The organism is Stenotrophomonas sp. 86156_Sma (assembly GCF_056481625.1).
In genome coordinates, this window is sequence record NZ_CM151157.1 from 1,309,216 (window position 1) to 1,334,630 (window position 25,415).

Sequence of the window (25,415 nt, forward strand, 5' to 3'; positions counted from 1 at the left end):
CGGGCGATGTGCTGGCTGGGCATCCTGGCCGCACTGCTGGCCGTGCCGCTGGTCGCCCACGACCGCAGCTGGCTGCTCGACAGCATCCACGACGCTGATGCCGCTGCCGTGCATGGCAGCGACCTGTTCCTGCATTTCTGCCTGGGCCTGGGCGCGATCGTCGCGCTGCTGGTGCTGTGCCTGATGTTCCTGCGCCACCTGCTGCGGCTGTTGAAGTCGGCGGCGCGCGAGCGGCCGTTCACCCACGCCAATGCACAGCGCCTGCAGCGCATGGCCTGGCTGATGCTGTCGATGGAGGTGCTGTCGATCCTGATCGGCGCCTACGCCGCCTGGATGGGCCCGGACTTCACCTGGATGGAGGTGGGCGGCGGCATGTCGATCACCGGTCTGGTCGCGGTGCTGATGCTGTTCGTGCTGGCACGCGTGTTTGCCGTTGGTGCGGCAATGCGCGATGACCTCGACGGTGTCATCTGATGGCGATTGTCATCACCCTGGACCGCATGCTGCAGGAACGGGGCATGACCCTGTCCGAGCTGGCCGGGCGCATCGACATCACCCTGGCCAACCTGTCGATCCTGAAAACCGGCAAGGCGCGCGCCATCCGCTTTTCCACACTTGATGCGATCTGCCGTGAGCTGCAGTGCACGCCCGGTGACCTGCTCGGGCATGACCCGACGCAGGCGCAGGACGCTGACTGAGTGTTTCCCCTTCTCCCTTACCTACTGACGAAACGGACCTGAAATGGAATGGTTGGCTGACCCCTCGATATGGATGGGCCTTGCAACCCTGGTCGTGCTGGAGATCGTTCTCGGCATCGACAACCTGGTGTTCATCGCGATCCTGGCCGACAAACTGCCGCCGCACCAGCGTGACCGCGCGCGGGTGATCGGCCTGGCGCTGGCCCTGCTGATGCGGCTGGTGCTGCTGGCCGCGCTGGCATGGATCATGAAGTTGACCGAACCGCTGCTCACGCTGTTCGACCACAGCTTCTCCGGGCGTGACCTGATCCTGCTGGGCGGTGGTCTGTTCCTGCTGTTCAAGGGCACGATGGAACTGCACGAGCGGCTGGAGGGCCGCGAGCATCACGAGGATGGCAAGAAGGTCTACGCCAGCTTCGCGATGGTGGTGGCACAGATCGTGGTGCTCGATGCGGTGTTCTCGCTGGACTCGGTGATCACCGCAGTTGGTATGGTCGACAACCTGGGCGTGATGTATGCCGCGGTGACCATCGCGATGGTGCTGATGCTGGTGGCCAGCAAGCCGCTGACCCGTTTCGTCAACAAGCATCCTACGGTGGTCGTGCTGTGCCTGGGCTTCCTGTTGATGATCGGTTTCAGCCTGGTGGCCGAAGGCCTGGGCTACAAGATCCCGAAGGGTTATCTGTACGCGGCGATCGCCTTCTCGATCCTGGTTGAAGCCTTCAACCAGTGGGTGCGCTTCAATCGCGAGCGCAACGAGCGTCGCCAGCCGTTCCGCCAGCGTACCGCCGACGCCGTGCTGCGCATGCTGGGCGCGCGCCCGGCCAATGGCCACGACGACGAAAACGCTGACGAACACGTCGATGCCGAAGAGCGGTTGCAGCCGGCCGAGCACGAGATGATCCGCAGCGTGCTGGGCCTGGCTGATCGCCCGGTGTCGAGCGTGATGACCGTGCGTGCCGACGTGCAGTGGATCGACCTGGCACGTGGGCAGGAGGATGTGGTGGCACGCCTGGTGGCATCGCCGCACACCCGCCTGCTGGTGGGTGATGGCGACCTGGACAGCCTGCGCGGCGTGGTGCAGAGCCGCGACCTTCTGGCCGACCTGCTGCAGGGCAGGCCGCTGCAGCTGGAGGGCAACCTGCGCGAGCCGCAGTACGTGCTGTCCAGCGCCAGCGCACTGCAGGCGCTGGAACTGATCCGCCAGCACCCGGTGCCGTTGGCGGTAGCGGTGGACGAGTACGGCAGTGTGGAAGGCCTGGTGACCGCCAACGATCTGCTGGCGGCCATTGCCGGTGACCTGGTCGACACCCAGGACGAGCGCTATGGCGTGGAGGCGCAGGGCGAGAACCAGTGGGAGGCCGACGGTGCGCTGACCCTGGACGACCTGCAGCGCCTGGCCGGCGTGTCGCTGCCGCGCAGTGCCGACTACATGACCATCTCCGGACTGGTACTGGAGCAGTTGGGTCGCCTGCCGGACATCGGTGACACGGTGGAGATTGCGGATGTACGCATCACCGTACTGGCAATGGAGAAGCGTCGCATCGCCCGCCTGCGGGTGGAACGCATCGGGCTTTCGTAGAGTCGAGCCATGCTCGACTGGCCCTCTGTAGAGTCGAGCCATGCTCGACTGCTTCCTGAGCAGCCGGGTACGGGCCCGGCTCTACACAACACTGCCGGCAACCGTCACCATGGCGGGCCCGCTTTCTTTCCAGGATGGTTGCAGTGCTGAGTACGATCGGTTTGTTGATGGGCCTGTATGTGGCCTGGCGCCTGTTCTGGCCACTGCGCATGCCCATCTGGATGAAGGTCGTGCTGTCGCTGCTGCTGGTGAGCGTTGCCGTGCAGCTGCGCATCGTCGCCATGTTCTGGGGCACGATGGCCTCGCCGGAAATCCCGAAGCTGGCCATCGCCTCGTTGGCCACGGGTTCGACTGCCGTACTGCTGCTGGCGCTGTTCCTGCTGGTGCTGGACGCGGGCCTGCTGGTGTCGCGCATCCTGCGCAGGCCACGTGCTGTATCGGCGTTGCGCGCGCCGAAGCTGCGCCCGGCGGCGGGTGTGCTGGCGCTGCTGGTCAGCGCCTATGGCGTCAGCCAGGGAATGGCGGTGCCCAAGCCCAGGCAGATCGAGGTGAGCATCGCCGGGTTGCCGGCCGGGTTCGACGGCTATCGCGTGCTGCAGCTGACCGACATCCATGCCAGCCGCCTGCTGACCGGCGACTGGGTGCGCAGGGTGGTGGAGGAGAGCAATGCGCTGAAGCCGGACCTGATCGTGATTACTGGCGATCTGATCGACGGCAGTGTCGAGGCCCGTCGCGACGACGCGCGTCCGTTGGCCGACCTGCAGGCGCCGGATGGCGTCATTGCCATCACCGGCAACCACGAGTACTACGCGCAGTACCAGGACTGGATGCAGGCGTTCCGCGCGCTGCACATGCAGGTGCTGGAGAACAGTCATCTGCAGGTACGACGCGGTGACGCGGCGCTGACCATTGCCGGCGTCACCGACCCGGTGGCCGCACGCTACGGTCTGCCGCTGCCGGACCTGGAGGCCGCGCTGGCTGGCGCCGATCCGGGCGCACCGGTGATCCTGCTCGACCATCGCCCGCGCAACGCACGCGAGGCTGCCGCGCGTGGGGTGAAGCTGCAGCTGTCCGGGCATACACATGGCGGCCAGATCATTGGCATGGACCAGCTGGTGAAGCGCGCCAATGGCGGTTATGTGTCCGGGCGTTACGAGGTGGATGGCATGACACTGTACGTGAGCAATGGTGCTGGCCTGTGGGCCGGTTTCCCGGCACGCATCGGCGTTCCTTCGGAAATCACCCTGATCACCCTGCGCCGCGCCCCGTGACCCCTGACAAACCACAGGGAAGGAACCATGTCCCATCCCCGCGCACCCATGGAACGTCTGATCCGCGCCAATGCGGACGAGATCAATCGGCTGCGCCAAGCCATCCGCGAAGCCGCTGGCGCGCGCTGGCGTGGCCCGGAAGAAATGCAGCAGCACGCGGCAGCCTGCGCGGAATACAGCCAGCGCTATGAACAGCTTGCGTTCCCGGGTGGCTACGCCAATGCACTGAAGCAACTGGCTGAGCAGGATCCGAATACGGTGGATGTCGTGCTGACCTTCCTTGAGGTGCGGCCCTACTTCTTCCGTTCCGGATATATGTGGAAGACGCTGCTGAAGCGCGTGCAGCGGGTGCCGATGGGCGCGAAGCAGCAGGCCCGGATGCAGAAGATCCTCGATGCCTACGCCGCTTACAGGGCGGCAAACCAGCACACCGGGTAGCTCCACGCCATGCGTGGAGCTCGCGCAGCACCCAGCGTCCCAGCTGGCCCCGGATCGGCGATCATCTGCACTGGGTTCTGAAACCAGGAAACACGCAATGCAGGGAGCGCATCATTCAATCCGGCGTCCGCGCCACGTCGCGCTGCTGGTTGGTCTGCTCGCGCTGGCGGCATGCCAGCGCACAACGGATGCGCCGACCGGAGCACCCGCAGCGGGCACACCGCTTGCCGCCCCGGCCATGGCAGAAGACCTCTCTCCGCTGCTCGATGCGCTGCCGAGCTGCGCGCTGGACGGCTGGTACATCGACGTTCAGACCGATCGCCCGGCCCATCCCTGGCTGGCCGCGAATGCGCCGAAGCCCTGCAAGGTGGACGAAGAGAATGAGATCGCCACGTTCTGCACGGGTGGGCAATGGAAAGGATTGCCGGTGGAAGAGGTGATCCTGCCGACGATGACGTTCGTCTCGTTCCGTGGCGTGAAGATCGGCCTGCCGTTGGAGAAGGCGCGTTCAATCGCCCGCCAGCACCTGGGGCAGGACTTCCCGGGTGGCGCGGCTTACGAAGCGGGCCGTGAGCCGAAGCTGTTGGCCGACCCGGAGGATGCGCAGCGTTCGTGGCTGCTGTGCAGCACGCCCGAACCGGGGGACGATGCGGGGAGCAAGGGCAGCGTCAGCTATTCCGGCATGAACCTGCCCTACGACCACGACGGTTGCAGCTACCGCTACAGCCCGGTCGACTTCTGCGATGCGCGGCACCGGGCCGCCATTGAAGAAGCTCTCCAGCATCAGAAGCCCAATTTCAACCAGCACTATCTGTTGGTACAGGTCGATGATCGTCCCGAGTACTTCCAGCGCACGCTGGTGCTGGTCGACACCCGCACCGGACGCGCCACGCCATTGCCGATCGATGCCTTCACCGGCCCGGCGGGGAAGGGCGGAGACGCCGCCGGCTACGGGACCCTGGAAACGGGTGTGGACCAGCAGCAGTTCTGCCTTGATGGTGCGTTGCTGGTCTACCACGTGTTCGAGGAAGGACGCTTCTGCTTCGGCTTTGACGGTGAGCGATTCACCGGCCATGAAACCCAGTACATGCAGGCGACGGACAGCCGATGACCGGTATTTCACCCCGGCCATGACATCCTGCCCCGAACCTGCGCAACCGGGATCGAGGCTGTTGAAGGCGAACACGCAATGACTGCCGAGCGGCAGCGCTCGATGTGGGTGGCCGGCCTGTCCACGGTGGTGGAGTGGTACGACTTCACCTTGTACCTGTACTTCGCCACGGTGCTGTCGCGGGTGTTCTTCGGTGGTGGCGAGCAGGCGCTGCTGGTCACCCTGGCCGGCTTTGCGGTGTCCTACCTGATGCGCCCGCTGGGCGCACTGTGCTTTGGCCACCTGGGCGACCGCCTGGGCCGGCGCTGGATGCTGCTGGCGTCGATGGCCTTGATGGCGGCGGCGATGCTGGCTACTGCGCTGCTGCCGACTGCGGCCACGGCAGGTACCACGGCGGGCGTGCTGCTGCTGGTACTGCGCTGCGTGATGGCATTTTCGGTGGGCGGTGAGTACACGGGCGTGGTGGCGTACCTGCTGGAAAGCGCGCCAGCACGGCGACGTGGCCTGGTCACCTCGCTGGCATCGGCGGCCAGTGAGGTGGGCGCGCTGCTGGCGGTGGCGATCTCGGCGCTTACGGTTGCGCTGCTGCCCACCGCGCAGCTGGACAGCTGGGGCTGGCGCATTCCGTTCTTCTTCGGTGCCGCGCTGGCACTGGTGATCCTGGTTGCGCGCTCGGGCATGCACGAATCGCCGGAGTTCGAACGCCAGCGTCGCGAGGGCAGTATTCCGGCTACGCCGCTTCGCCACGTATTGCGTAACCACCCGCTGGCGGTAGCGCGCACGTTTGCGATTTCGGCGCTGGGATCGATCACTTACTACGTCGGCATCACCTATGTGCCGGCATTCCTGCATGCGCAGGGTCATGACGAAGGTGATGCACTGTGGCTGTCGACGATTGCGGCGGTGGCCGTGATCGTGATCACGCCGCTGTGCGGCGCATTGTCCGACCGCGTCGGGCGGCGGCCGATGCTGCTGGGCCTGACGGTGCTGGCAGCGCTGTTGCCGCTGTCCCTGTTCGCCTGGATGGCACAGGCGGCGCCGCTGGGCATCGCGCTGGCCGCGATGCTGCTGGCCTGCGTGGCCGGTGGCGTGAGCGCGGTCGCGGCCCCGGCCACGGCCGAGCAGTTCCCCGGCGAAGGCCGGGTCAGCGGGCTGGCACTGGGGGTGACCATGGCCACCGCCTTCTTCGGCGGCGCAACGCCATGGCTGGCGCAATGGTGGGTGGAGCGCAGCGGCTGGGCAGCGGCGCCGGGCGCGATGATCGCGCTGGTGGCGGTGCTGGTGCTGCCGGTGCTGTGGACCCTGCCCGAGACGGTCCCGGGCAGGGCCAAGCGCTAGCGGGTCAGACCTTCAGGGTCTGCTCGATGTCGGCCAGTACCGCGGCCGCATCCACGCCGATGGCAATCGACTGCACCACGTGGCCATCCCACACGCTGGGACCGAACGCCAGGCCTTCCGGCTTGGGAATGGTCATGCCGCGGGCGACACCGTCGGTGGCCACGCGCACGCTGGCGCGCTCGAACTGGAACAGCTCCGGGCGGGTCAGCGCGATGCACGCGCAGCAGTCGTGCACGACCATGCCCTTGTGGCCGGCCTGCAGGTAGAAGTCCACGTAGTCCTGCGACAGCGCACGCACCAGCTCGGCGTCGGCACCGCCGATGGCAGCCAGCGTGTCCAGGCCGTCACGGTCCATTTCCACGCGGGTGGTCACGTCCAGACCGATCGCAGTAACCGGCCAGCTGGCGGTGAACACCACGTCGGCGGCTTCGGCGTCGCCCCAGATATTGGCCTCGGCGGCCGGGGTGATGTTGCCGTTGACGTGGAAAGCGCCACCCATGATCACCACGCCGCGCACCAGGCCGGCGATGTCCGGGGCCTGCTGCAGGGCCAGGGCCAGGTTGGTCATGCGACCGACCGCGACCAGGGTCACTTCGCCCGGATGGGCGCGGACCAGGTCGATGATCAGCTGGTGGGCCGGGCGCGCATCGGCGGCCACGTCCAGGCTGGCCGGCACCGGGTGGTTGCCCAGGCCGTTGTGGCCATGGATGTGCACCGGCCAGGCTTCCGGGGTGGCTTCCGGCTGCAGCGGGCCGCCGGCACCGCGCGCGACCGGAGCGGCAAAGCCCCAGGCCTGCTTCAGGTACAGCGCATTGTGGGTGGTCGACTCCACCGAGGCGTTGCCGAAGGTGGTGGTGACGCCGATCAGGTCGATCTGGGCGTGCTTGTGCAGGTACAGCAGGGCCAGGGCGTCGTCGACGCCCGGGTCGGTATCGAAAATGACTTTCAGCATGTTGTTGTTCTTCTTCTTCCGTGTGGTGCGGGGGGCGCCGGCGGCCACGGGGCAGGCCGGCGCGCCCTACATTGTCCCATCTTCATGACAGGCAGGGCCATTGCCGGGGTGGCAGGCCATAATGCCCCCAGTCCAGGCACGGAGTCGCCGAATGCTGATCGTTGCCCTTCTGCTGGTCCTGCTGGTGCTGGGCCTGAACGTGGTGGCTACCGTGGTGATCGTCAGGCGTGATGGCCTGTCGGCGGGCGGCCGGACGGTGCAGTTGCTGCTGGTCTGGCTGCTGCCGCTGGTCGGCGCGATCCTGTGCATGGCAATGGCCACGGCCGATGACTCATCCGCGCGGAGCGATGGCAGTGGCGGTGGGCCCGCCGATTTCTCCGGCGGCTATTCCGGGGACAGCCACAGTCATCACAGCTACAGCAGCTCCGACTGTGGAAGCGACGGCGGCAGCAGTGACGGTGGTGGTGGCAGCTGCAGCGATTGAGGTCTCTGTAGAGTCGAGCCATGCTCGACTGCACTTCGCTCCAACGCCGCGGTGCCTGATCGAAAGGCAGTCGAGCATGGCTCGACTCTACAGAACAGCGGTTGGCTGCGGCCGGTAGTGCCGGCCGCTGCCGGCAACCTCAACAGCTCAGCCGCCGCCTTCGGTCGGCAACGGCGCCGGTACGTTCAGCAGCCCGCCTGCCGCCACATAGGCGGCCAGTGCCTGGCCCTGGCTCAGCAGATGGCGTTCCATGGTGCGTTCGGCAGCCTGCGCGTCGCGGCGGCGGAAGCACTCCATCAACTCGCGGTGTTCGGCCAACGACTGCGCGGTGCGGCCCGGCGTCAACAGCTGGCGGCCACGGTGCATTTTCAGGATGCGGTGCAGGTCGTGGGTGATGCGGATCAGCCACGGGTTGCCCGCGTAGTGCTGCACGGTTTCGTGGATCAGGTAGTTGTTGCGGTAGTACTCGGCGATGTTGCCCTCGGCTGCCGCGGTTTCCATCGCCGCATGCAGGTCTTCGAGCTGCTGCACGCCGGCATCGTCGATGTGCCTGACCGCCTCATGCGCGCAGCGGCCTTCCAGCATCGCCATCACCGGGAACAGCTGGTTGAGGTCTTCCAGCGTCAGTCGCGTGACCCGGCTGCCACGACCCGCATCGATCTGCACCAGGCCTTCGGCGGCCAGCAGCTTCAGCGCCTCGCGCAGGGGTGTGCGGCTGATGCCCAGTTCTTCGCACAGCGCGGGCTCGTCGATCCATTCTCCCGGCGGCAGCCGGTAATCGTAGATGCGCTCGCGCACGTGTTCGGCCACCTCTTCGTACAGAGGTGCGCGCTTCTTCGGTGACCGCGGGGCAGGGGCAATGGCCATGGTGGAAGTGTACCGCCAGGTAGTGCCGGCCGCTGGCCGGCAACCCATGATTGCTGGATGGCTTCATGAGAGTGCCGGCCAGCGGCCGGCACTACCGTTGGGTGGTTACATCCAGCCTGGCACCACGAACACCAGCCAGGCCAGCAGCGGCCCTAGCGCCACCACCAGTCCGCTGTAGACCAGGAAGCGGCGGAACAGGGTCTCGCGCTCTTCCTTCGCTGCCGAGGCCACCACCAGTGCGCCATTGGTCGAGAACGGGCTGACATCGACAATGGTGGATGACACCGCCAGCGCGCAGATCACGCCGGCGGCGCTGAGGTGGCCCTGCATCAGGAACGGCACCGCCAATGGGATCGTCGCGCCGAGTACCGCTGCCGACGAAGCGAATGCGGAGACGATGCCGCCGACGTAGCAGACCAGCAGCGCACCGAGCAGCGGGATGCCGATGTCGGACACACCGTTGCCGATGAAGTCCACCGCGCCGGCATGTTCCAGCACGCCGATGTAGGTCACCACGCCGCAGATCAGCAGCACGGTGGACCAGCTGATGCCATCGACCGCACCCTTCTGGCTCTGCGGGGACAACAGCGCCAGCGCCACCGCCACGGTGATCGAGACCAGGCCGACGTTGAGGTTGTAGATCAGCGCGGCCACGCCCAGGCCGAGCAGGCCGATCAGGGTGAACAACCGCTCGCGGGTCAGGTTCACCGCATCCAGTGCCACCGGATCATTGCTGAGCGTGCCGCCGCCTGCCGCGACCAGCGCGCCATGACCTTCGATCGCGAACTGGCGCGACGACGCCTGCGGGCCACCGGCCATCGCCAGCTCGGCATTGCCGAGTGTTCCTGCTGCGGTGATCGAGCCACGGCGCAGCAGGGCGATGCCACCAAAGGCGAAGAAGCAGATCGTCGCCATCATGAAGTTGAAGCCCAGACTGGTCAGGAACACCGCCATCTCGGTCACTTCCAGCCCGGCTTTCTGCACCACGCCATTGGTGATGCTGCCGTACACGCTGATCGGCGAGAAGCCGCCCGCCTGCGCACCATGGATGACCAGCAGGCCCATCATCAGTGGATTGATGTTGTACTGCTTGGCAAAGCGCAGCGCGACCGGGCCGATGATCGCGACCGCCGCCGGGCCCAGTGCACCGAACGCAGTGAGGACCGCGGTGATCACGAACATCACCCACGGAATGGCCACGATATGGCCGCGAACGGCTTTCACTGCCCAGTGCACCAGCAGGTCGATGGTGCCGTTCTTCTGCGCGATGGCGAACAGATAGGTAATGCCGACCAGGGTCAGGAACAGATCGCCGGGAAAGCCGGCCAGGACCTCCTTGCCGCCCATGTCGACCCACAGCCCGCCGATGATGAAGGCCAGCGCGAAGGCGACGGCACCCATGTTGATCGGCATCGCGGTGGCGACGATGAACATGATCACCAGACCGATGATCGTTGCGATTTGTGGACTCATGCGCCCTCCCAGACACGTGACTCACGTACAGCGCGGATGGAGACCCGCCATCCCGGGGTAAGGCGACGTACTGCGTGTTGCGTGATACGTACTGCTCGAACCCGTTACTGCAGCCGCTCCAGCGCGCTGCGGACCCACGCCGCGGCGCCTTCAAGGCTCTGGAACTCTTCCACCGCGCGCACCTCGCAGCACGGATAGGCCGGCGCGACCATGCGCGCCAATGCGTTGCCCGGGCCCAGCTGCAGGAATACCCGCGCGCCACGCTCGAAGGCCTGGCGCATCACCTGCGCCCATTCGATGGTCTGCACGAGCTGCGCCGACAGCGTGTGGACTGCCGTTGCGCGATCCCGCACCGGTCGCGCATCGATGCCGGCCAGCAGCGGCAGGCGTGGGGCCTGCAGTGGCGAGGCGTCGAGTGCGGCAGCGAACGGTGCGACCGCCGCTGCCAGCAACGGTGTGTGTGCAGGCACGTGCACCGGCAGTGGACGGATGTCCGCACCCTGCGGCCGCGCGGCATCGGCCAGCCGCTGCAATGAGGCGTGCGTGCCGCCCACGATGAAATGGTCCTGCCCGTTGGCGATGGCCACGTGCGCTCCGTGCAGATCGCACAGCGGCTGCAGTACATGGCGTTCCAGGCCAAGCACTGCCTGCAGGCCTGCATCGGCGGGGCTGGCACTGTCCATCAACAGCGCGCGCTGCGCAGCCAGGGCAAGGCAGGTGGCCGCATCGACGCCGCCGGCGATGGCATGTGCGGCCAGCTCGCCGATGCTGTAACCCGCGATCACCGTCGGGGTTGGCAATACCTCGCGCAGGCCCTGCCAATGCGCCAGGCTTGCTGCGCACAGCAGTGGTTGCGCCCGCACATTGTCGAAGCGGTCGTCGGCCGCCGCAGCGGCGAATACATCGCGGCCGAGCAGTTCGCTCGTGGCATCGAGCACCGGCCGCGCGGCAGCCAGATCGCGCACGCGATCGAACATCGCCGCGTGCTGCGCGCCTTGGCCAGGGCAGAGCAGGGCCAGGCTCATGCCTGCTCCTGCTGCAGCAGGAACACGCTGCAGGCCAACAGGTCTGCGCTGCCGCCCGGGCTCAGCCGGCGCATGACGAAGCCGTCACCGATGCGACGCAGATGTACCTGCCAGTCCGGCGCGAAGGTGCCACCGGCGTCCAGGAAGGTGCGTGCCTGCCGCTGGGCCCAGCGCAGGCCGTCGGCGCCGCCGCGGTGCAGCAGGTTGAGGTCATCCACGCACGCGATCAGCTGCATCAGGGTCTGGCACATCGCGGCCCCGCGTGGCAGGCCGCTGGCCACTGCGTGGCGCAGGGCAGGCAGTGCCACTTCGCGCAGCAGCGGGTAGCCGGCGGCCGCTTGTTCGCGCACACCTTGCACGCCGTGCCGCGCACGCGCGCGCTGGCCAGGGCTGTTCGCATCCAGAGGCGCGTCGGCGAGCTCGGGCGCCCAACGGCGCACTTCCTGGCAGACCTGCTCGGCTGCGGCGACACGGCCCGCGCGGCCCCAGCAGGCAGCGGACGCGGCCACCAGCAGGCCAAGGCTGAAGATCGCACCGCGATGGGTGTTGATGCCCGCAGTGGCGTGCAGCATCGATATCTCGGCGGCGATGCCATGCCGGCGCAGCGTCTGGAACGGCGCCGCGCTGGCACCGGCGTCGGCCACGGCGATGAAATAGTGGCGCAACGCGAACAGGCTGCGCAGGAAGGTGCCGGCATCCATGTCGTGGTGGCTGCCGCGATCGAACGGTGTAACCAGTCCCGGTTTGGGGGCAAGGGCCAGTTCGGCGTGCAGGCTGGCGATGGCAAGGCGCCCCAGGCGCACGCTGTCCACCGCCGGGGTGGACCGGGCGACGCGCTTCACGACAGCGTTCATGCGACAACTCCAGTGGCGTTGAACAAGGCCTCGCGCAGTTCCAGAGCGGCACCATCAATGCGTTTGACCAGTACTTCGCGGCTGCGACCGGCGTATTCGCGCCAGTTCACCGCGCCACCATCCACCAGGCACAGTTCGCCATCCACGCGATGCCCATAGGCGCTTTCCCAGTGCTGCAGGCGTTCGACCAGCAGGTCGGCCTGGCGCGCGTCATCCACCTGCCACAGCAGGTCGATGTCCGAGCGCGGGTGCACATAGGGCAGTCCGGTGAGGTGCTGCCATGCGAAGGCGCCGAATACGCGGGCTGGTGCAAGCCGCAGCATTGCCTGCAACGCCGCCTGCCAATCCGCCGGAACGCCGCCGGCGAGAACGTGATCCAAGGCAGGGGGAGGCTGCAGCTGCTGGACGTCCTGGAGGGCCACGCGCAGCGCCAGCCGTTGCTTGCCTTCGCTTGGCGGTAGCGGTACCCCCAGGCGCAGCCGAGGGTCGGGGTCGTCCGCCGCACAGCGCGCCACCATGGCCGGCAGGCCCTGCGCGAACCACGCTGCCAGGCGTGGTTCCTGTGCAGTCACGTCAGCCCGCCAGTCGGCATCGGCCGACAGCCAGGCCAGCGTGTGGCGGGCGGGCCGCTCAGGCATCGCCGTGGGCCACCGCAGATGAAACGCCTGCGGCCAGGGCACGACCGCCGCGCTGTGCGCCGCGTGCGGCACGCAGGTCGCCTTCGGCGGGCGTGCGCAGCGCCTGCAGCAGGTGCTGGGCAAGATCGCCCTCCCATAGCGATTCCACCGCACCCATCGCCACGTAGTTCTCCACGCCCGGCGCGAACACCGGCGAGGTCTGGCTGAGTGCCTGCAGTTTCTCCAGCGGTTGCTTGGTCACCCGCGCCATCGCGCGCAGGTCCATCACCCGCACCTGTGCATCGGGCAGGGCGTGGATGTGGTCGGCCATCAGGCCGAACGACAGAAAGCCGCCGCTGACCGACTCGCCATAGACCAGGGTCACCAGCCGCGCACCGCGTCGGCGTGCCAGATCCAGCGTCTGCGCCAAGTGAGCGAAGTAGCCGTTGATGCCAAGCAGTTCGTCACGGCGTGCCAGGCGTTGGCCGGCGGTGTCGACCAGCATCACGATCGGTCGCTGTGGAAGCGCGGCGGTGCTGGCAAGCACGGTTTCGGCCAGTGCCAATGCGTGGTCCACGCCGACTTCGAGTTTGTCGGCGGTACCGATCACGGTCACCTCGCCATCCTCGGTGGTGGCGCTGCCGGTCAGCACCGAATCGTTCACCGCAATGGCATGCCCATGCGGGAACAGGGCATCGAGCAGGGTCTGCAGCGGCATGCTCATGGCAGGCTCCGGTCGGCGGTGGCGCTGAGGAACGCATCGGTGTCGAGCAGCGGCAGTCGCTCGGGGGAAGTGATACCCAGCCGCGCCCAGATCTCCAGGCCATCGCGGCAATCGCCCCAGGCCTGCACGCGCGCCTTCAATGCCGCATGGCGTTCCTGCAGCGCGGCCAGTGCAGTATCTGGATCGGTGCTGCTGGTATCGGGCTGCAGCGCATTGCTGGCAGCCTGCGCGAACGCCTCGATGGCATCGGGCACCAGCACCTGTGCCTGGTCGATCAGGTAGCGGTGCTTGCCTCCCGTTACGCGCCAGACCAGCGCACGATCGCGGGAATCGAACTCTTCCACACCACGCACGGTCTCGATTACTTCCGGCCCGGACAGTGACAGCCGGCCTTCCTCGGACATGACCACCGTGCTGCAGCAGCGGGCGACGATGCCCATGCCACCGAATGCGCCGTTGCCGCTGCCGATCAGCGCCACCACGGGGACGCCTGCAGCGCGCGCATCCAGGGTGGCGCGCATGATCTCGGAAATGGCGATCAACCCCGCGTTGGCTTCGTGCAGGCGCACGCCGCCGGTATCGAGCAGCAGCAGCACACCGTCAGGTCGGGTTTCTGCTGCACGGTGCAGCAGCCCGGTCAACTTGGCGCCGTGCACCTCGCCCACGCCGCCGCCCATGAATTCACCCTGCTGTGCAGCCAGCAGCACACGTCGGCCGCGCAGTGTGGCTTCGCCGACAACGATGCCGTCGTCGAACGCCGCGGGCTGGTCGAGCTGTGCCAGGTGCGGGCTCATCATCCGCCGCGCCGGGCCGAGGAATTCACGGAACGAGCCGGCGTCGATCAGGCCGGCGATGCGCTCGCGCGCATCGGCTTCGTAGTAACTGTGGCGCTGCGTCCGGCTCATCGTGGATCTCCAGCTAGCAGGGTTTCCACTGCCTGGTCCAGGCGCAGGCTGACCACCGCCGGGGTCGCACCGGCATCGTTGATCGAGACGCGTACATCGCGCAGCGGATGGCGCTGTGCGAAATCACCGATCACCGCCTCCCAGACGCGGCCAAAGCCCTGCGCGGCGGTGATGATGCGCACCGTCATCGCGCCGTCCAGTGCGGCCGGTTCCAGCAGGATTTCCAGGTTGCCCGAGGCCAGTACGCCGACCAGCACTGCATCGCGCGGAAACTGCACCGCCGTGTGTCCTTCGAATCGATAGTCGAGGGTTTCCATGCTCAGCCCCTTACCAGTTGCGGAAGCGCTTGGGCGGGTCGTACAGGCCGCCGGACCAGCGCACCAGGTCCTTCACCGAACGCGCCGCAAGCAGGTCACGGCTGGCATCGCGCACGGAGATGCCGAGGTCATCGGGACGGCGGATCACGCCGCGGTCGCGCAGGTTCTCCACCATCGCGCGGTCGCGCCCCATGCCCACGGCGGTATAGCCGGACACGCCGCGGATCGCTTGTTCGCGTTCCTCAGGAGTGCGGCACAGCAGCAGGTTGGCGATGCCTTCCTCGGTGAGCACATGGCTGACGTCGTCGCCGTAGATCATCACCGGTGGCAGCGGCATGTCCGCGCGCTCGGCCAGCTCCCGGGCGTCCAGCCGATCGACGAAGGCCGGTGCCATATGTTCGCGGAAGGTTTCCACCATCTGCACCACCAACTTGCGGCCACGCGGCATCTCACCGGGGCGTGCGGCCTGCTGGCCGGCCTTGATCCAGGCCTCGCTGGCATGGCGGCGGCCACGTGCATCGGAGCCCATGTTCGGTGCGCCACCGAAGCCGGCGATGCGGTCGCGGGTGGCAGTGGAGCTGTTGCCCTGCAGGTCGATCTGCAGGGTGGAACCGATGAACATGTCACACGCATAGAGGCCCGCGGTCTGCGAGAACGCGCGGTTGGAGCGCATCGAGCCGTCGGCACCGGTGAAGAACACATCGCTGCGTGCGGCGATGTACTTCTCCATGCCCAGTTCGGAACCGAACGAATGCACCGATTTGACGAAGCCCGATTCGATTGCCGGAATCAGTGCGGGGTGTGGATTGAGGGCCCAGTGCTGGCAGATCTTTCCCTTCAAGCCGAGCGATTCGGCGTAGGTGGGGAGCAGCAGTTCGATGGCGGCGGTATCGAAGCCGATGCCATGGTTGAGGCGGTTGACGCCGTACTCGGCGTAGATGCCCTTGATCGCCATCATCGCCATCAGCACCTGGATCTCGGAGATCTGCGCCGGGTCGCGGGTGAACAGCGGTTCGATATGGTTCGGCTTCGGCGCCTGCACCACGAAGTTGACCCAGTCAGCCGGAATGTCGACGCGGGGCAGGGTGTCGACGATCTCGTTGACCTGGGCGATGACGATGCCGCGACCGAACGCGGTTGCTTCGACGATCACCGGCGTGTCTTCGGTGTTCGGGCCGGTGTAGAGATTGCCGTGGCGATCGGCGGCCTGCGCGGCGACCAGCGCTACGCGGGGCGTGAGGTCGATGAAGTAGCGGCCGAACAGTTCCAGGTAGGTGTGGATGGCACCGATCTGGATGCGCCCTTCGGCCACCAGGTTGGCCAGCCGCACCGATTGCGGGCCGGAGAACGAGAAGTCCAGCTTCGAGGCGATGCCGCGTTCGAACACATCCAGGTGCGAGGGCAGCGACAGCACCGACTGCACCATGTGCAGGTCATGCACCCGCGCGGGATCGAGGTCAGCCAGGCACTGGGCGAGGAAGTCGGCCTGCTTCTGGTTGTTGCCTTCCAGGCAGACCTTGTCGCCCGGCTCCAGCAGTGCGTGCAGCAGCTCGCCGACGTCGCTGGCAGCCACCTCGCGGCCCCGGGCCCACGGCGCGGCCCGTTGCAGGCGGGCCTGGCGGCTGCGTTCCAACGTATCCCAGCTCGGGTTCATCGACCGGCTTCCGATTGGTGTCGACGTAATTACGGCATAATTACAGTCGGGCGTGCAACCCGCACTGCAGCAAAAAGAAGGGCCCGCGCGAAGGCGGGCCCATTCAGATTGAAATGGAGGATGACCCGCATCGATCGGGGTAGTGCCGGCCGCTGGCCGGCTCCGCGTCATCGATGCATCGCTTGGAGCCGGCCAGCGGCCGGCACTACCGTTTCTGGTGGCTCAGAACTTCCAGCGCAGGCTGGCCGACACGAAGCGCGGTTCGCCGTAGTTGTTGTAGTCCAGATTCGCCCAGTAGGTCTTGTCCAGTGCGTTGCGCACGCTCAGCGTTGCCGTCCAGTTGTCGCTGATGCGGTAGTTGGCGTTGAACTGCACCAGCATGTAGGCCGGCTGGTTCACCGTCACCGTGCCGCCCAGCGGGTAGGCGATGTTGTAGCCCTGCACCTTGCTCTGCCACTGCACGCCACCGCCAACGCTCAGGCGTTCCAGCGCACCGCGCAGCTGCAGCTGGGTGTTGAGCTGCAACAGATCCTTCGGCGGGTTGGCGTACAGCAGATCGGTGGCGGCGCGGGTGACCTTGACGTGGGTGTAGCCGGCATTGACCGTCCAGCCCGGCAGGATCTCGCCATTGACGTCCATCTCCCAACCGCGCGCCTTGGTGCCGTTGACGCCGACGTAGGCGGAGGTGCCATCGCTCAGCGAACCCTCCGGCACGCCCATGTCACGCACCGCGTAGTTGTCCTGCTTGGCTTCGAACACGGCGGCATTGGCGGTCAGGCGGCCATCGAACCACTGCGTCTTGATGCCGGCTTCCAGGTTCGAGCCCTGTACTGGCGCCAGCAGGTTCTCGTTGCGGTCCTTGAAGTTCTGCGGGTTGAAGATCTCGGTGTAGCTGGCGTACGCCGAGACGTTCGGCGTGATGTCGTAGACCAAGCCCACCTACGGGGTGACTTCATCACTCACCTTGTATGCACCGCTGGTGCCGGTGTAGGCGCCTGCGGCGTTGTAGGAGCGGCTGAGGGTTTCCCAGCGGCTCAGGCGTGCGCCGGCAATCAGCGACAGCGGATCGGCCAGGCGCAGGCGGGTGGCCAGATAGACGCCACTCTGCGTGGTCTTGGCCACGCGGCGCGCGCCGGTACGGCGGTAGGTGACCTCGGAGATGTCGCCGTTCCAGCTGTACACGTTGGGAATGTAGTAGCAGCGTTCGCGTGCACCCGTGGCGCTGACACACATTGCCCAGTCGGCCGGGAAGTTCAGTGCCAGGGTATTCGTCGTGCTTTCCAGGTCCGACCATTGCGCCCCCACGGTGAGGTCGTGGTCGCGGCCGAACAGATCGAAGCTGCCGGTCAGGTAAGCATCGACGTTGCGCCGGGTGTCCTTCGAATCACCGGCGGCCGCGCGCAGGAAGATGCCCGAGCCGGTCACCGGGTCCGGCTCGCCGGTGCCGTACAGGCGCACATTCTGAACGTTGCCGCGGGTGTAGGCGGTGTTGATCTTCAACAGCCAGTTGTCGCCGAAGCGCTGTTCCAGGTTGGCGAAGGCGGTGTTGCTCTCGCGCTTCCAGTAGCTCCACTTCGGCGACAGGTTGGTCGAGCGCGGCAGGTGCGCGAAATTGCCCTGGTTGTCGAAGAACGGCACGGTGCCCCAGGTCGAGCCGGTCGGATTGTTGTCCTGGCTCTGGTAACCGAGGGTGATCGTGGTGCTGTCGGTGACGTCGCCTTCCAGCACCGCCATGCCGGCCATCTTGTTCTCGTCGTAGCGGTCGTAATACAGGCCACGATCGGTATAGGCGGCGACCACGCGGCTGCGGAAACGGCCGTCATCGGTCAGCGGCGCGGTCACGTCCGCCTCCATGCGTCGATAGTCCCAGCTGCCGGCGCTGATCGCGAACGAGGCATCGAACTCCTTGCCCGGCCGCTTGCGCAGCAGGTTGACGGTGGCCGACGGCACGCCGGCGCCGCTGAGCAGGCCGTTGGCACCACGGATCACTTCGATGCGGTCGTAGAAAGCGGTGTCGTATTCCTGGTTGGTGGAATCGCTGTAGGTGGGAATGCCATCGACCTGGAAGTCGGTGATGGCGAAGCCGCGTGCGTAGTACAGCGGGCGCTGGGTGTCATAGAAGGACACGCTGACGCCGGTGACGTTGCGCATCACGTCGTTGATGCTGAACAGCGATTCGTCCTGCAGGCGCTTCAGGCTGATCGCAGTGGCCGACTGCGGGGTTTCCTGCAGTGTGATCGGCAGGCGGGTGGTGCTGGATGGCGGAGCGGCCTGCTCGGCACGGACGCTGACCCGGTCCAGGGTCTTGGCATCGGATGCATCGGCGGCGGCCTCGGCGAACGCCGGAGACGCGACCAGCGCGAGCGAAGAGAGCAGGGCAGCCGGCAGCAGCGCACGGCGGGGCAGGCGGTTACGGAACGTCAGGGACATGGTGGGTTCGAAGCTCGGAGACGGGAAGGGGGCGGCAACAGTCGTCCAGCACCCGGGGCGGCGGCTTCGGGCACATCAGGTCCATCTGGGAGGGGCGCGGTCACTGCGCAGGGCGCAAATGTAAATAATTCTTAACAACATTACAATTCGCGTCATTGTGCATAGGATTCCCGGCGCCGGGCATCGCTTTCTGCAGCAGGGAGCGGCCCAAACGCGAACGGCCACCCGAAGGTGGCCATCCGTGTCTGCTGCAGGGAATCTGCCAGGCTTACAGCGCCTGCAGTTCCTCGTTGGCGTTGCGCTTTTCCTTGGCCGGCGCCGGAACGGCTGCCGGCACTACCGCCGGGGCCGGAGCCGCCGCATTGGCTTCCACCGGCACCTCCAGGTACGGCAGGCGCAGGGTCTGGCTGGTCAGCGTGCGGATCTCGTTGACCAGCGCGGCGTTGTCGTTGAGCTTGCGCCCGTACGACGGCACGATCTCGCGCAGGCGGGTTTCCCAGCCGGCCTTCATCTGGTCCGGGAAGGCCTTGGCCATCAGGTCCAGCATGATCGGCGGCGAGGTCGATGCACCCGGCGAGGCACCGAGCAGGGCGGCGATGGTGTGGTCCTTGTCGGTCACGATCTCGGTACCGAACTGCAGCACCGGGCCCTTCAGCGGATCACGCTTGATGATCTGCACGCGCTGGCCGGCGGTGACCAGCTTCCAGTCGCCCGGCTTGGCATTGGGGAAGTACTTGACCAGTTCGGCCTGGCGATCGGCATCGTTCAGGCGTGCCTGGGCCATCAGGTACTGCACCAGGTCCAGGTTGTCCTTGCCCACTTCCAGCATCGGGCCAACGTTGTTGTGGGTGACCGAGGAGTACAGGTCCCACCACGAGCCGGGCTTGAGGAACTTGGTGCTGTACAGCGCGAACGGCCCGAACAGGACCACCGGCTTGCCGTCCAGCTTGCGCGCATCCAGGTGCGGCACCGACATCGGCGGCGAACCGGTTTCGGCCATGCCGTAGGCCTTCACACCGTGGCGCGAGGTCACGTCCTGGCCCTGGAAGGCGAGGAACTGGCCACCGACCGGAAAGCCGGCGTAGTCCTTCGATTCCGGAATGCCGGACATCTGCAGCAGCTTCAGCGCGGCGCCACCGGCACCGATGAACACGAAGCGGGCGTGGGTGGTGGACTCGGTTCCGGCCTTGAGGTCCTTCACGGTCACGTTCCAGCTCTTGTCAGCGTTCTGCCGCAGCGCGCTCACTTCGTGGTTCAGGTGCAGGCTGAAGTTCGGGCTGCGCTGCAGGCCGGTGGTCAGCTGGCGGGTGATCACTCCGAAGTTGACGTCGGTGCCCAGCGGCATCCAGGTCGCGGCGACCTTCTGCTTCGGGTCACGGCCTTCCATCAGCAGCGGTGCCCACTGCTTGATCTGTGCCGGATCCTCGGAGTACTGCATGCCGTAGAACAGCGGATTTTTCACCAGGGCCTGCTGGCGCTTGTGCAGGTAGGCGATGTTGTCATCGCCCCAGACGAAGCTCATGTGCGGGGTCGGGTTGATGAAGTCGCTGGGCTGGCTCAGCCGGCCTTCCTTCACCTGGTGCGACCAGAACTGGCGCGAGACCTCGAACGATTCGGCGATGCCAACCGCACGCTTGGTCTCGATGCTGCCGTCGGGCAGTTCCGGGGTGTAGTTCAGTTCGGCGAAGGCCGAGTGGCCCGTGCCGGCGTTGTTCCAGCCGTCGGAGCTTTCACCGGCGACGCCGTCGAGGCGTTCGTAGACCTGGATGTTCCAGTCCGGCTGCAGTTCCTGCAGGTAGGTGGCCAGGGTGATGCTCATGATGCCGGCGCCGACCAGCACAACGTCGACGGGCTTGTCGTTGCTGGCGGCGGGCACCGAGCGCTGGGTCAGCGGCCAGTACAGGAACAGCGCGGCGGCCAGCAACAGCAGCACGAGCAGGGCGAGCAGGGCCTTGCCAAATTTCTTCATGGGGGCGGGATCGTTGGCGGAGGGGAAGGGGTCAGGATGCGCGTGGGGCAGGGAAAGGGCGTGAAGAAACAACGCCTTGCGCCATCCATCCGCGATTCTAACCGGATCCGGTCCGTTTTTGATGCAACGCAGCATCCGACGTTTCGCGGCCCCGTCACGTGAGCGGCGGGCCCAAGCCTGGCGATCGTAGCCCCAGTAGCGCCAGGCCATGCCTGGCGACGCCTTCAATCAGACCAGCTCCAGAATCTCGTCACCGGCCTCATCGATCTCCCCGGTCGGGCGCCAGCCCAGGCGCCGGTAGAAGCCATGCGAGCGCGAACGCGGGTCGGCCGAGCACGCCAGGAACAGCCGGGTATGGCCCGCATCGCGGGTCAGGCTGACCACTTCCTGCAGCAGCTGCCGACCGACGCCACGGCCTTCGTAGTCCGGCAGCAGGGCCAGCACCAGCACCTCGCCGCTGTCGCGGTCGGCGAAGCAGTAGCCGGCCATGCGTTCGCCTTCCCAGGCAACGCGGCCGATCGAATCGCCCTGGGCGATGCCGGCCGCCCAGCTTTCCGGCGTGATGCCCAGCTCCGCCAACTGCGCGGCACTGAAGGCGTTCTCGCGGGTGCGCCCTCGCAGGTCGATGCAGGCGGCGGCATCTTCGGGGCGCGCATCGCGGACGAATACAGGCATGCAGGGCATCCTTGCAGTGATCGGCCGACCAGTATCCGCATCACGCATGGACCCGGTGTGGAGACTTCGTGGAGATTGGATGGAGCAAAAAGGGGACGGAGGGGATTAAGTCGTCTTTGCCCAGAATGTCGTATGGGCCTTAAACGACTTAATCCCCTCCGTCCCCTTTTTTGCAGGGCTGCCTCAGCGCTTGCGCCGCACCAGCGCTGAGGAGGCGTCCAGCACGGCGCGGGTCAGCAGGGCCATGGTCTGGACGTCACCCTTCCAATGCTGCCAGTACAGCGGCACGTCTTCCCACGCGCGCTGGCGTACGTAGACCAGGCGGCCGGCGTCCAGGTGCCGCTTGACCAGCGGCAGGGGATTCATGGTCCAGCCCATGCCGCCCAGGTTGGCCTGCACGAACGCGCGGGTGGAAGGAATCCACCAGGTCGGCGCGGTGCTGGGCAGGTCGTCGCCCGCCATGCGCCGGGCAAAGCGCGACTGCATTTCGTCCTTGCGGTTGAACACCAGTACCGGTGCCTGCGCCAGCGCCTGCGCGGTCACGCCCTTGGCGAAATGGCGTTCGCGGAATTCGGGGGTACAGGTGGCGGCATAGCGGATGCTGCCAAGCGCATGGATCTGGCAGCCCTGCACCGGCTCGTCCAGTGTGGTCACCGCGCCCAGTACGGTGCCCTGGCGCAGCAGTTCGACGGTGTGGTCCTGGTCCTCCACGCGCAGGTCCAGGGTGGTGCCGGTGCTCTGCGCGAACTGTGCGGCGGCCTGCGGGAACCAGGTTTCCAGGCTGTCGTGGTTCACCGCCACCGGGATGCTGGCCTGGGGCAGGTCTTCGTCGGCCAGGCCCATCCGGTGCAGTGCATCGTGTTCGAGCAGGGCGGTCTGCTCGGCCAGCTGCACCAGCAGCTGGCCCTCGGCGGTGGCGGTGGCCGGGGTGCCGCGCTTGACCAGCAGGCGGCCGACCCGGTCCTCCAGCGCCTTGACCCGCTGCGAGATGGCCGAGGGCGTGACATTCAGCGACTGCGCGGCGCGGTCGAAGCTGCCTTCGCGGATCACCGCGGCCAGGGCGCGCAGCTGGGCATGGTCGATACGCATCGAATTAAGTTCCGCTAATGTTGGTTTAGTAAGTTTAGCTCGTCTTTTTCATGTTGCGGCGCGACAATGGCGCCCGTTCCGGTGCTGTCCGCCTTCGCGAGGCACCGTCCCCCCAAGCAAGCAAAGGCAGTGAATCCCATGTTCTCGGTCATCTCCGCCAGCACCGGCCTCGGTGCCTGGTTCTCTGGTGCAGCTACCGGCATCGGCCTGTTCGCCGTGGTCGGGGCCCAGAGCGCCTTCATTCTGCGCCAGGGAATCCTGCGCAAGCACATCGTGCCGGTGGTTGCCACCTGTGCGGCCATCGATGCGATCTTCATCTTTGCCAGCGTGGCTGGCCTGCGCACGCTCACTTCAGCGCTGCCGTGGCTGACCACCGCCGTGCTGTGGACCGGCGTGGCGTTCCTGGCCTGGTACGCCATGAAGTCGGCACGCCGTGCGATTGCCGGTGGCGGCGGCATGGGCGAGGCTGACAGCGACGACGGCAGCCGCCGCGCGGTGCTGATGGCTGCGGTCGGCTTCTCGCTGATCAACCCGCACTTCTGGCTGGACATGATGGTGATCGGCTCGATCGCCGAGAACTTCGGCAACGCCCGCATGGCCTTCGCCGCCGGTGTGGTGACTGCCAGCTGCCTGTGGCTGACCGCGCAGGGCCTGGGCGCACGCTTGCTGGCGCCGCTGTTCACCAAGCCCAGTACCTGGCGCGTGCTCGACGGCACCATCGCCGTGATCCTCAGCATCCTGGCCCTTACGTTGGCGGTGCGCGGGGTCCACTGACCCGGCGCACGCCCCCCGAACCCACGTCCTGACTCTCTCTCCAAGGTAGTGGTAACGACGGCACCGGCAACGGTGCCGTCGTTTTTTCTGCCGATGTGGCGCGGCAAACGGTCACGTGCCTAGAATCGTGCATCCGGACAGGGTGTCCGGTTTTCCATGGGGGAAGGATGCGCAGGATTGTGCTGGCTGTACTGTTGGGCGCGGTTGTGGGTGGGGCATCGGCCGCAACGCTGGACCTGGATCGCTATCTGCGGCAGGAGTCGTTTACCGACATCAAGATTTCACCAGGGGGCGAGTACATCGCCGCGACGGTTCCGCTGGAGGCGGGAACCGCATTGGCGATCTACCGCATTGCCGACATGAAAATGGTCGGCAGCTTCCGCCCGCCCCGCAACGATCACGCCCACACCTTCGACTGGGTCAGCAACGAGCGGCTGCTGGTGGGCATGGCACAGAAGTTCGGCGTGCTGGACCGGCCGACGCCGACCGGCGAACTGTTCGGTATCAATGCCAACGGCAAGGGCGGCGAGCTGCTGGTGGGGTACCGGGTTGCCGACCAGAGCCTGGGCACCAACATCAAGGTCAAGCCGGCAGGCCTGGTGGCCGCCTACCTCAGTGATGAGCTCAAGGACGATGACCGCAACGCGCTGGTGACGGTGATCCCGCTGGTCGGCAGTTCGCATGCGCAGGTCGAGCGCCTGGACGTGATCACCGGTCGCCGCAACGCCGTGGCGCGCGCTCCCATTCCCGATGCGGACTTCACGACCGATGAGCAGGGCGAGGTGCGTTTCGCACGCGCTGTCGTTACCGATGGCACGCAGAAGCTCTACTACCGCACGGGCAGCAACAGCGACTGGGTCCTGCTCAATGATGAATTCCTGAGCAAGCGCATCGAGGCGCCGCTCGGCTTCTCGGCCGATGGTCGCCTGGCGTACCTGCAGGTCGAGCAGGCAGATGGACCTGATGCCATTGTCAGCTGGGACCCCCAGAGCAATGAACGACGCACCGTGCTGCGCGATGGGAGTGCCGACCCGGCGCGCATCATCCGGCGCCCCGGCAGCCGCGTGCCGGTCGGGGCCCTGTTCCTTGGCAGTGCGCCGCGAACGGCATTCTTCGATGACGCCTCGGACGACGCTCGCCTGTACCGCAGCCTCGAAGCCGGCCTGGGCGGAGCGGTCTACATCACCTCCAGCACGCGCGATGGCAAGACGGTGCTGGTGGAAACCTGGTCAGGCAGCAATCCGGGCGATTTCTATCTCTATGACACGGTTGGCAAGAGTGCACGGCACCTGATCAGCCGCAGCGACTGGATCGACCCCGCGCTGGCGGCGGAGGTGCGTCCGATCAGCCTGACGGCGCGTGATGGGCGTCCGCTGCATGGCTTCCTTACCGTTCCGCATGGCCGCGAGGCCCGTGCGCTGCCGATGGTGGTGGTACCGCACGGAGGTCCGATCGGCGTTGCCGACCAGGGCGCCTATGACACCGAGACACAGATGCTGGCGGCGGCAGGTTACGCGGTACTGCAGGTGAATTTCCGCGGCTCTTCCGGCTATGGCCGCGCCCACATGCAGGCTGCGCGAAAGCAATGGGGGCTGTCGATGCAGGATGACGTCACCGATGCCACGCGCTGGGCGATCGAACAGGGCGTGGCCGACAAGAACCGCATCTGCATCTATGGGGCCAGTTACGGTGCCTATGCGGCGATGATGGGGGCGGTGCGCGAACCGGGCCTGTACCAGTGCGCGGCCGGCTACGTCGGCATCTACGACCTGCCGTTGATGTACGCCCGCGGAGACATCCAGAGCGATGAGTCAGGCCTGGCCTACCTGCGGAACTGGCTGGGATCGCCCAAGGATCTGGCAGAGCGTTCCCCGGTGAATCTGGCCGCGCAGGTGCGGGTGCCGGTATTCCTGGCCGCGGGTGGCCAGGATCAACGTGCGCCGATCGTGCACAGCGAACGCATGGAAGCTGCGTTGAAGAAGGCCGGCACGCCGGTGGAAACCCTGTACGTCAAGAATGAAGGGCATGGTTTCTATTCCCCTGCCAACCAACGTGCGTACTACAGCAGGTTGCTGGCCTTCCTCTCGCGCAGCCTGGGGGGCCAGGTGGCCGGGCAGGCCGCACCTGCGGAGAAGAGCAGCGCGCCCTGAACAAGCCGGGGGCGGCGG

The 25,415-nt window shown here is 66.7% G+C and carries 23 protein-coding genes and 1 pseudogene; 10 read left to right on the top strand and 14 right to left on the bottom strand.

From position 1 onward, the window contains the following. The first annotated feature begins 6 nt into the window (after positions 1–6). The 7 genes from ACZK33_RS06105 (at position 7) to ACZK33_RS06135 (ending at position 6,438) form a co-directional block, all read left to right on the top strand. The gene (locus ACZK33_RS06105) at positions 7–474 is read left to right on the top strand and encodes a DUF2975 domain-containing protein (RefSeq protein WP_032127655.1); all 468 of its coding nucleotides are present in this window, start codon (positions 7–9) and stop codon (positions 472–474) included. Then, the gene (locus tag ACZK33_RS06110; RefSeq protein WP_010483459.1) at positions 474–698 is read left to right on the top strand and encodes a helix-turn-helix domain-containing protein; all 225 of its coding nucleotides are present in this window, start codon (positions 474–476) and stop codon (positions 696–698) included. The genes ACZK33_RS06105 and ACZK33_RS06110 overlap by 1 nt, the downstream gene beginning before the upstream one ends. Before the next feature lie 43 nt (positions 699–741). Then, a complete protein-coding gene (locus ACZK33_RS06115; RefSeq protein ID WP_049398871.1) occupies positions 742–2,280 on the top strand; it encodes a TerC family protein in 1,539 nt (512 codons plus the stop codon). A gap of 134 nt (positions 2,281–2,414) precedes the next feature. Further along, the gene (locus ACZK33_RS06120) at positions 2,415–3,551 is read left to right on the top strand and encodes a metallophosphoesterase (RefSeq protein WP_164079582.1); all 1,137 of its coding nucleotides are present in this window, start codon (positions 2,415–2,417) and stop codon (positions 3,549–3,551) included. 27 nt (positions 3,552–3,578) lie between these two features. Beyond that, positions 3,579–3,989, top strand: a complete 411-nt coding sequence (locus ACZK33_RS06125; protein ID WP_423175238.1) for a hypothetical protein — start codon at positions 3,579–3,581, stop codon at positions 3,987–3,989. Positions 3,990–4,086: 97 nt separating this feature from the next. After that, complete coding sequence (locus tag ACZK33_RS06130) at positions 4,087–5,100, top strand: hypothetical protein (RefSeq protein WP_423175239.1); 1,014 nt, start codon at positions 4,087–4,089, stop codon at positions 5,098–5,100. A 78-nt stretch (positions 5,101–5,178) separates the two neighbouring features. Beyond that, positions 5,179–6,438 (top strand): MFS transporter, encoded by a 1,260-nt coding sequence (locus ACZK33_RS06135; protein WP_285302466.1) that lies wholly within the window; start codon positions 5,179–5,181, stop codon positions 6,436–6,438. Positions 6,439–6,442: 4 nt separating this feature from the next. Here ACZK33_RS06135 and ACZK33_RS06140 read toward each other — a convergent pair whose 3' ends face one another. After that, positions 6,443–7,390 (bottom strand): nucleoside hydrolase, encoded by a 948-nt coding sequence (locus ACZK33_RS06140; RefSeq protein WP_032127622.1) that lies wholly within the window; start codon positions 7,388–7,390, stop codon positions 6,443–6,445. 151 nt (positions 7,391–7,541) lie between these two features. Here ACZK33_RS06140 and ACZK33_RS06145 point away from each other — a divergent pair, with 151 nt between their 5' ends. Next, on the top strand, positions 7,542–7,874 hold the full coding sequence (locus tag ACZK33_RS06145; protein ID WP_423175240.1) for a hypothetical protein: 333 nt from the start codon (positions 7,542–7,544) through the stop codon (positions 7,872–7,874). A 147-nt stretch (positions 7,875–8,021) separates the two neighbouring features. Here the strand turns inward: ACZK33_RS06145 and ACZK33_RS06150 are convergent, their stop codons facing one another. The 13 genes and pseudogenes from ACZK33_RS06150 to ACZK33_RS06210 form a co-directional block, all read right to left on the bottom strand. After that, entirely contained in the window at positions 8,022–8,741 is a 720-nt protein-coding gene (locus tag ACZK33_RS06150; RefSeq protein WP_005408509.1) for a GntR family transcriptional regulator, read from the bottom strand. A gap of 105 nt (positions 8,742–8,846) precedes the next feature. After that, positions 8,847–10,214, bottom strand: a complete 1,368-nt coding sequence (locus ACZK33_RS06155) for an SLC13 family permease (RefSeq protein WP_032127621.1) — start codon at positions 10,212–10,214, stop codon at positions 8,847–8,849. 104 nt (positions 10,215–10,318) lie between these two features. Then, positions 10,319–11,239, bottom strand: a complete 921-nt coding sequence (gene mdcH / locus ACZK33_RS06160; protein WP_423175241.1) for a malonate decarboxylase subunit epsilon — start codon at positions 11,237–11,239, stop codon at positions 10,319–10,321. After that, a complete protein-coding gene (gene mdcB / locus ACZK33_RS06165) occupies positions 11,236–12,093 on the bottom strand; it encodes a triphosphoribosyl-dephospho-CoA synthase MdcB (protein ID WP_423175242.1) in 858 nt (285 codons plus the stop codon). The genes mdcH and mdcB overlap by 4 nt, the downstream gene beginning before the upstream one ends. Then, complete coding sequence (mdcG, locus tag ACZK33_RS06170; RefSeq protein WP_032127618.1) at positions 12,090–12,731, bottom strand: malonate decarboxylase holo-[acyl-carrier-protein] synthase; 642 nt, start codon at positions 12,729–12,731, stop codon at positions 12,090–12,092. The genes mdcB and mdcG overlap by 4 nt, the downstream gene beginning before the upstream one ends. Continuing rightward, positions 12,724–13,428: a biotin-independent malonate decarboxylase subunit gamma gene (mdcE, locus tag ACZK33_RS06175; RefSeq protein ID WP_414576706.1), complete on the bottom strand. Its 705-nt coding sequence runs from the start codon at positions 13,426–13,428 to the stop codon at positions 12,724–12,726. The genes mdcG and mdcE overlap by 8 nt, the downstream gene beginning before the upstream one ends. Positions 13,429–13,430: 2 nt before the next feature. After that, entirely contained in the window at positions 13,431–14,339 is a 909-nt protein-coding gene (locus tag ACZK33_RS06180; protein ID WP_423175243.1) for a biotin-independent malonate decarboxylase subunit beta, read from the bottom strand. Next, a complete protein-coding gene (mdcC, locus tag ACZK33_RS06185; protein WP_049398883.1) occupies positions 14,336–14,656 on the bottom strand; it encodes a malonate decarboxylase acyl carrier protein in 321 nt (106 codons plus the stop codon). Before mdcC ends, ACZK33_RS06180 begins: the two co-directional genes overlap by 4 nt. Positions 14,657–14,666: 10 nt before the next feature. Further along, the gene (gene mdcA, locus ACZK33_RS06190) at positions 14,667–16,310 is read right to left on the bottom strand and encodes a malonate decarboxylase subunit alpha (protein ID WP_423175244.1); all 1,644 of its coding nucleotides are present in this window, start codon (positions 16,308–16,310) and stop codon (positions 14,667–14,669) included. A 222-nt stretch (positions 16,311–16,532) separates the two neighbouring features. Continuing rightward, a pseudogene (locus ACZK33_RS06195) lies at positions 16,533–18,740 on the bottom strand (TonB-dependent siderophore receptor). Positions 18,741–19,008: 268 nt separating this feature from the next. After that, entirely contained in the window at positions 19,009–20,709 is a 1,701-nt protein-coding gene (gene mqo / locus ACZK33_RS06200; RefSeq protein ID WP_478454264.1) for a malate dehydrogenase (quinone), read from the bottom strand. A gap of 228 nt (positions 20,710–20,937) precedes the next feature. Next, positions 20,938–21,384: a GNAT family N-acetyltransferase gene (locus tag ACZK33_RS06205; protein WP_121503931.1), complete on the bottom strand. Its 447-nt coding sequence runs from the start codon at positions 21,382–21,384 to the stop codon at positions 20,938–20,940. Positions 21,385–21,567: 183 nt separating this feature from the next. Next, positions 21,568–22,473 carry a LysR family transcriptional regulator ArgP gene (locus tag ACZK33_RS06210; protein WP_423175761.1) on the bottom strand — a complete coding sequence of 302 codons (906 nt, stop codon included), beginning with the start codon at positions 22,471–22,473 and terminating at the stop codon, positions 21,568–21,570. Positions 22,474–22,611: 138 nt separating this feature from the next. On the opposite strand from ACZK33_RS06210, the gene ACZK33_RS06215 reads away from it, so the two are divergent. Together ACZK33_RS06215 and ACZK33_RS06220 are read left to right on the top strand one after the other, a co-directional pair. Further along, on the top strand, positions 22,612–23,247 hold the full coding sequence (locus tag ACZK33_RS06215; RefSeq protein ID WP_005408523.1) for a LysE/ArgO family amino acid transporter: 636 nt from the start codon (positions 22,612–22,614) through the stop codon (positions 23,245–23,247). A gap of 167 nt (positions 23,248–23,414) precedes the next feature. Next, positions 23,415–25,397, top strand: a complete 1,983-nt coding sequence (locus ACZK33_RS06220) for an alpha/beta hydrolase family protein (protein WP_423175763.1) — start codon at positions 23,415–23,417, stop codon at positions 25,395–25,397. Positions 25,398–25,415 lie beyond the last annotated feature (18 nt).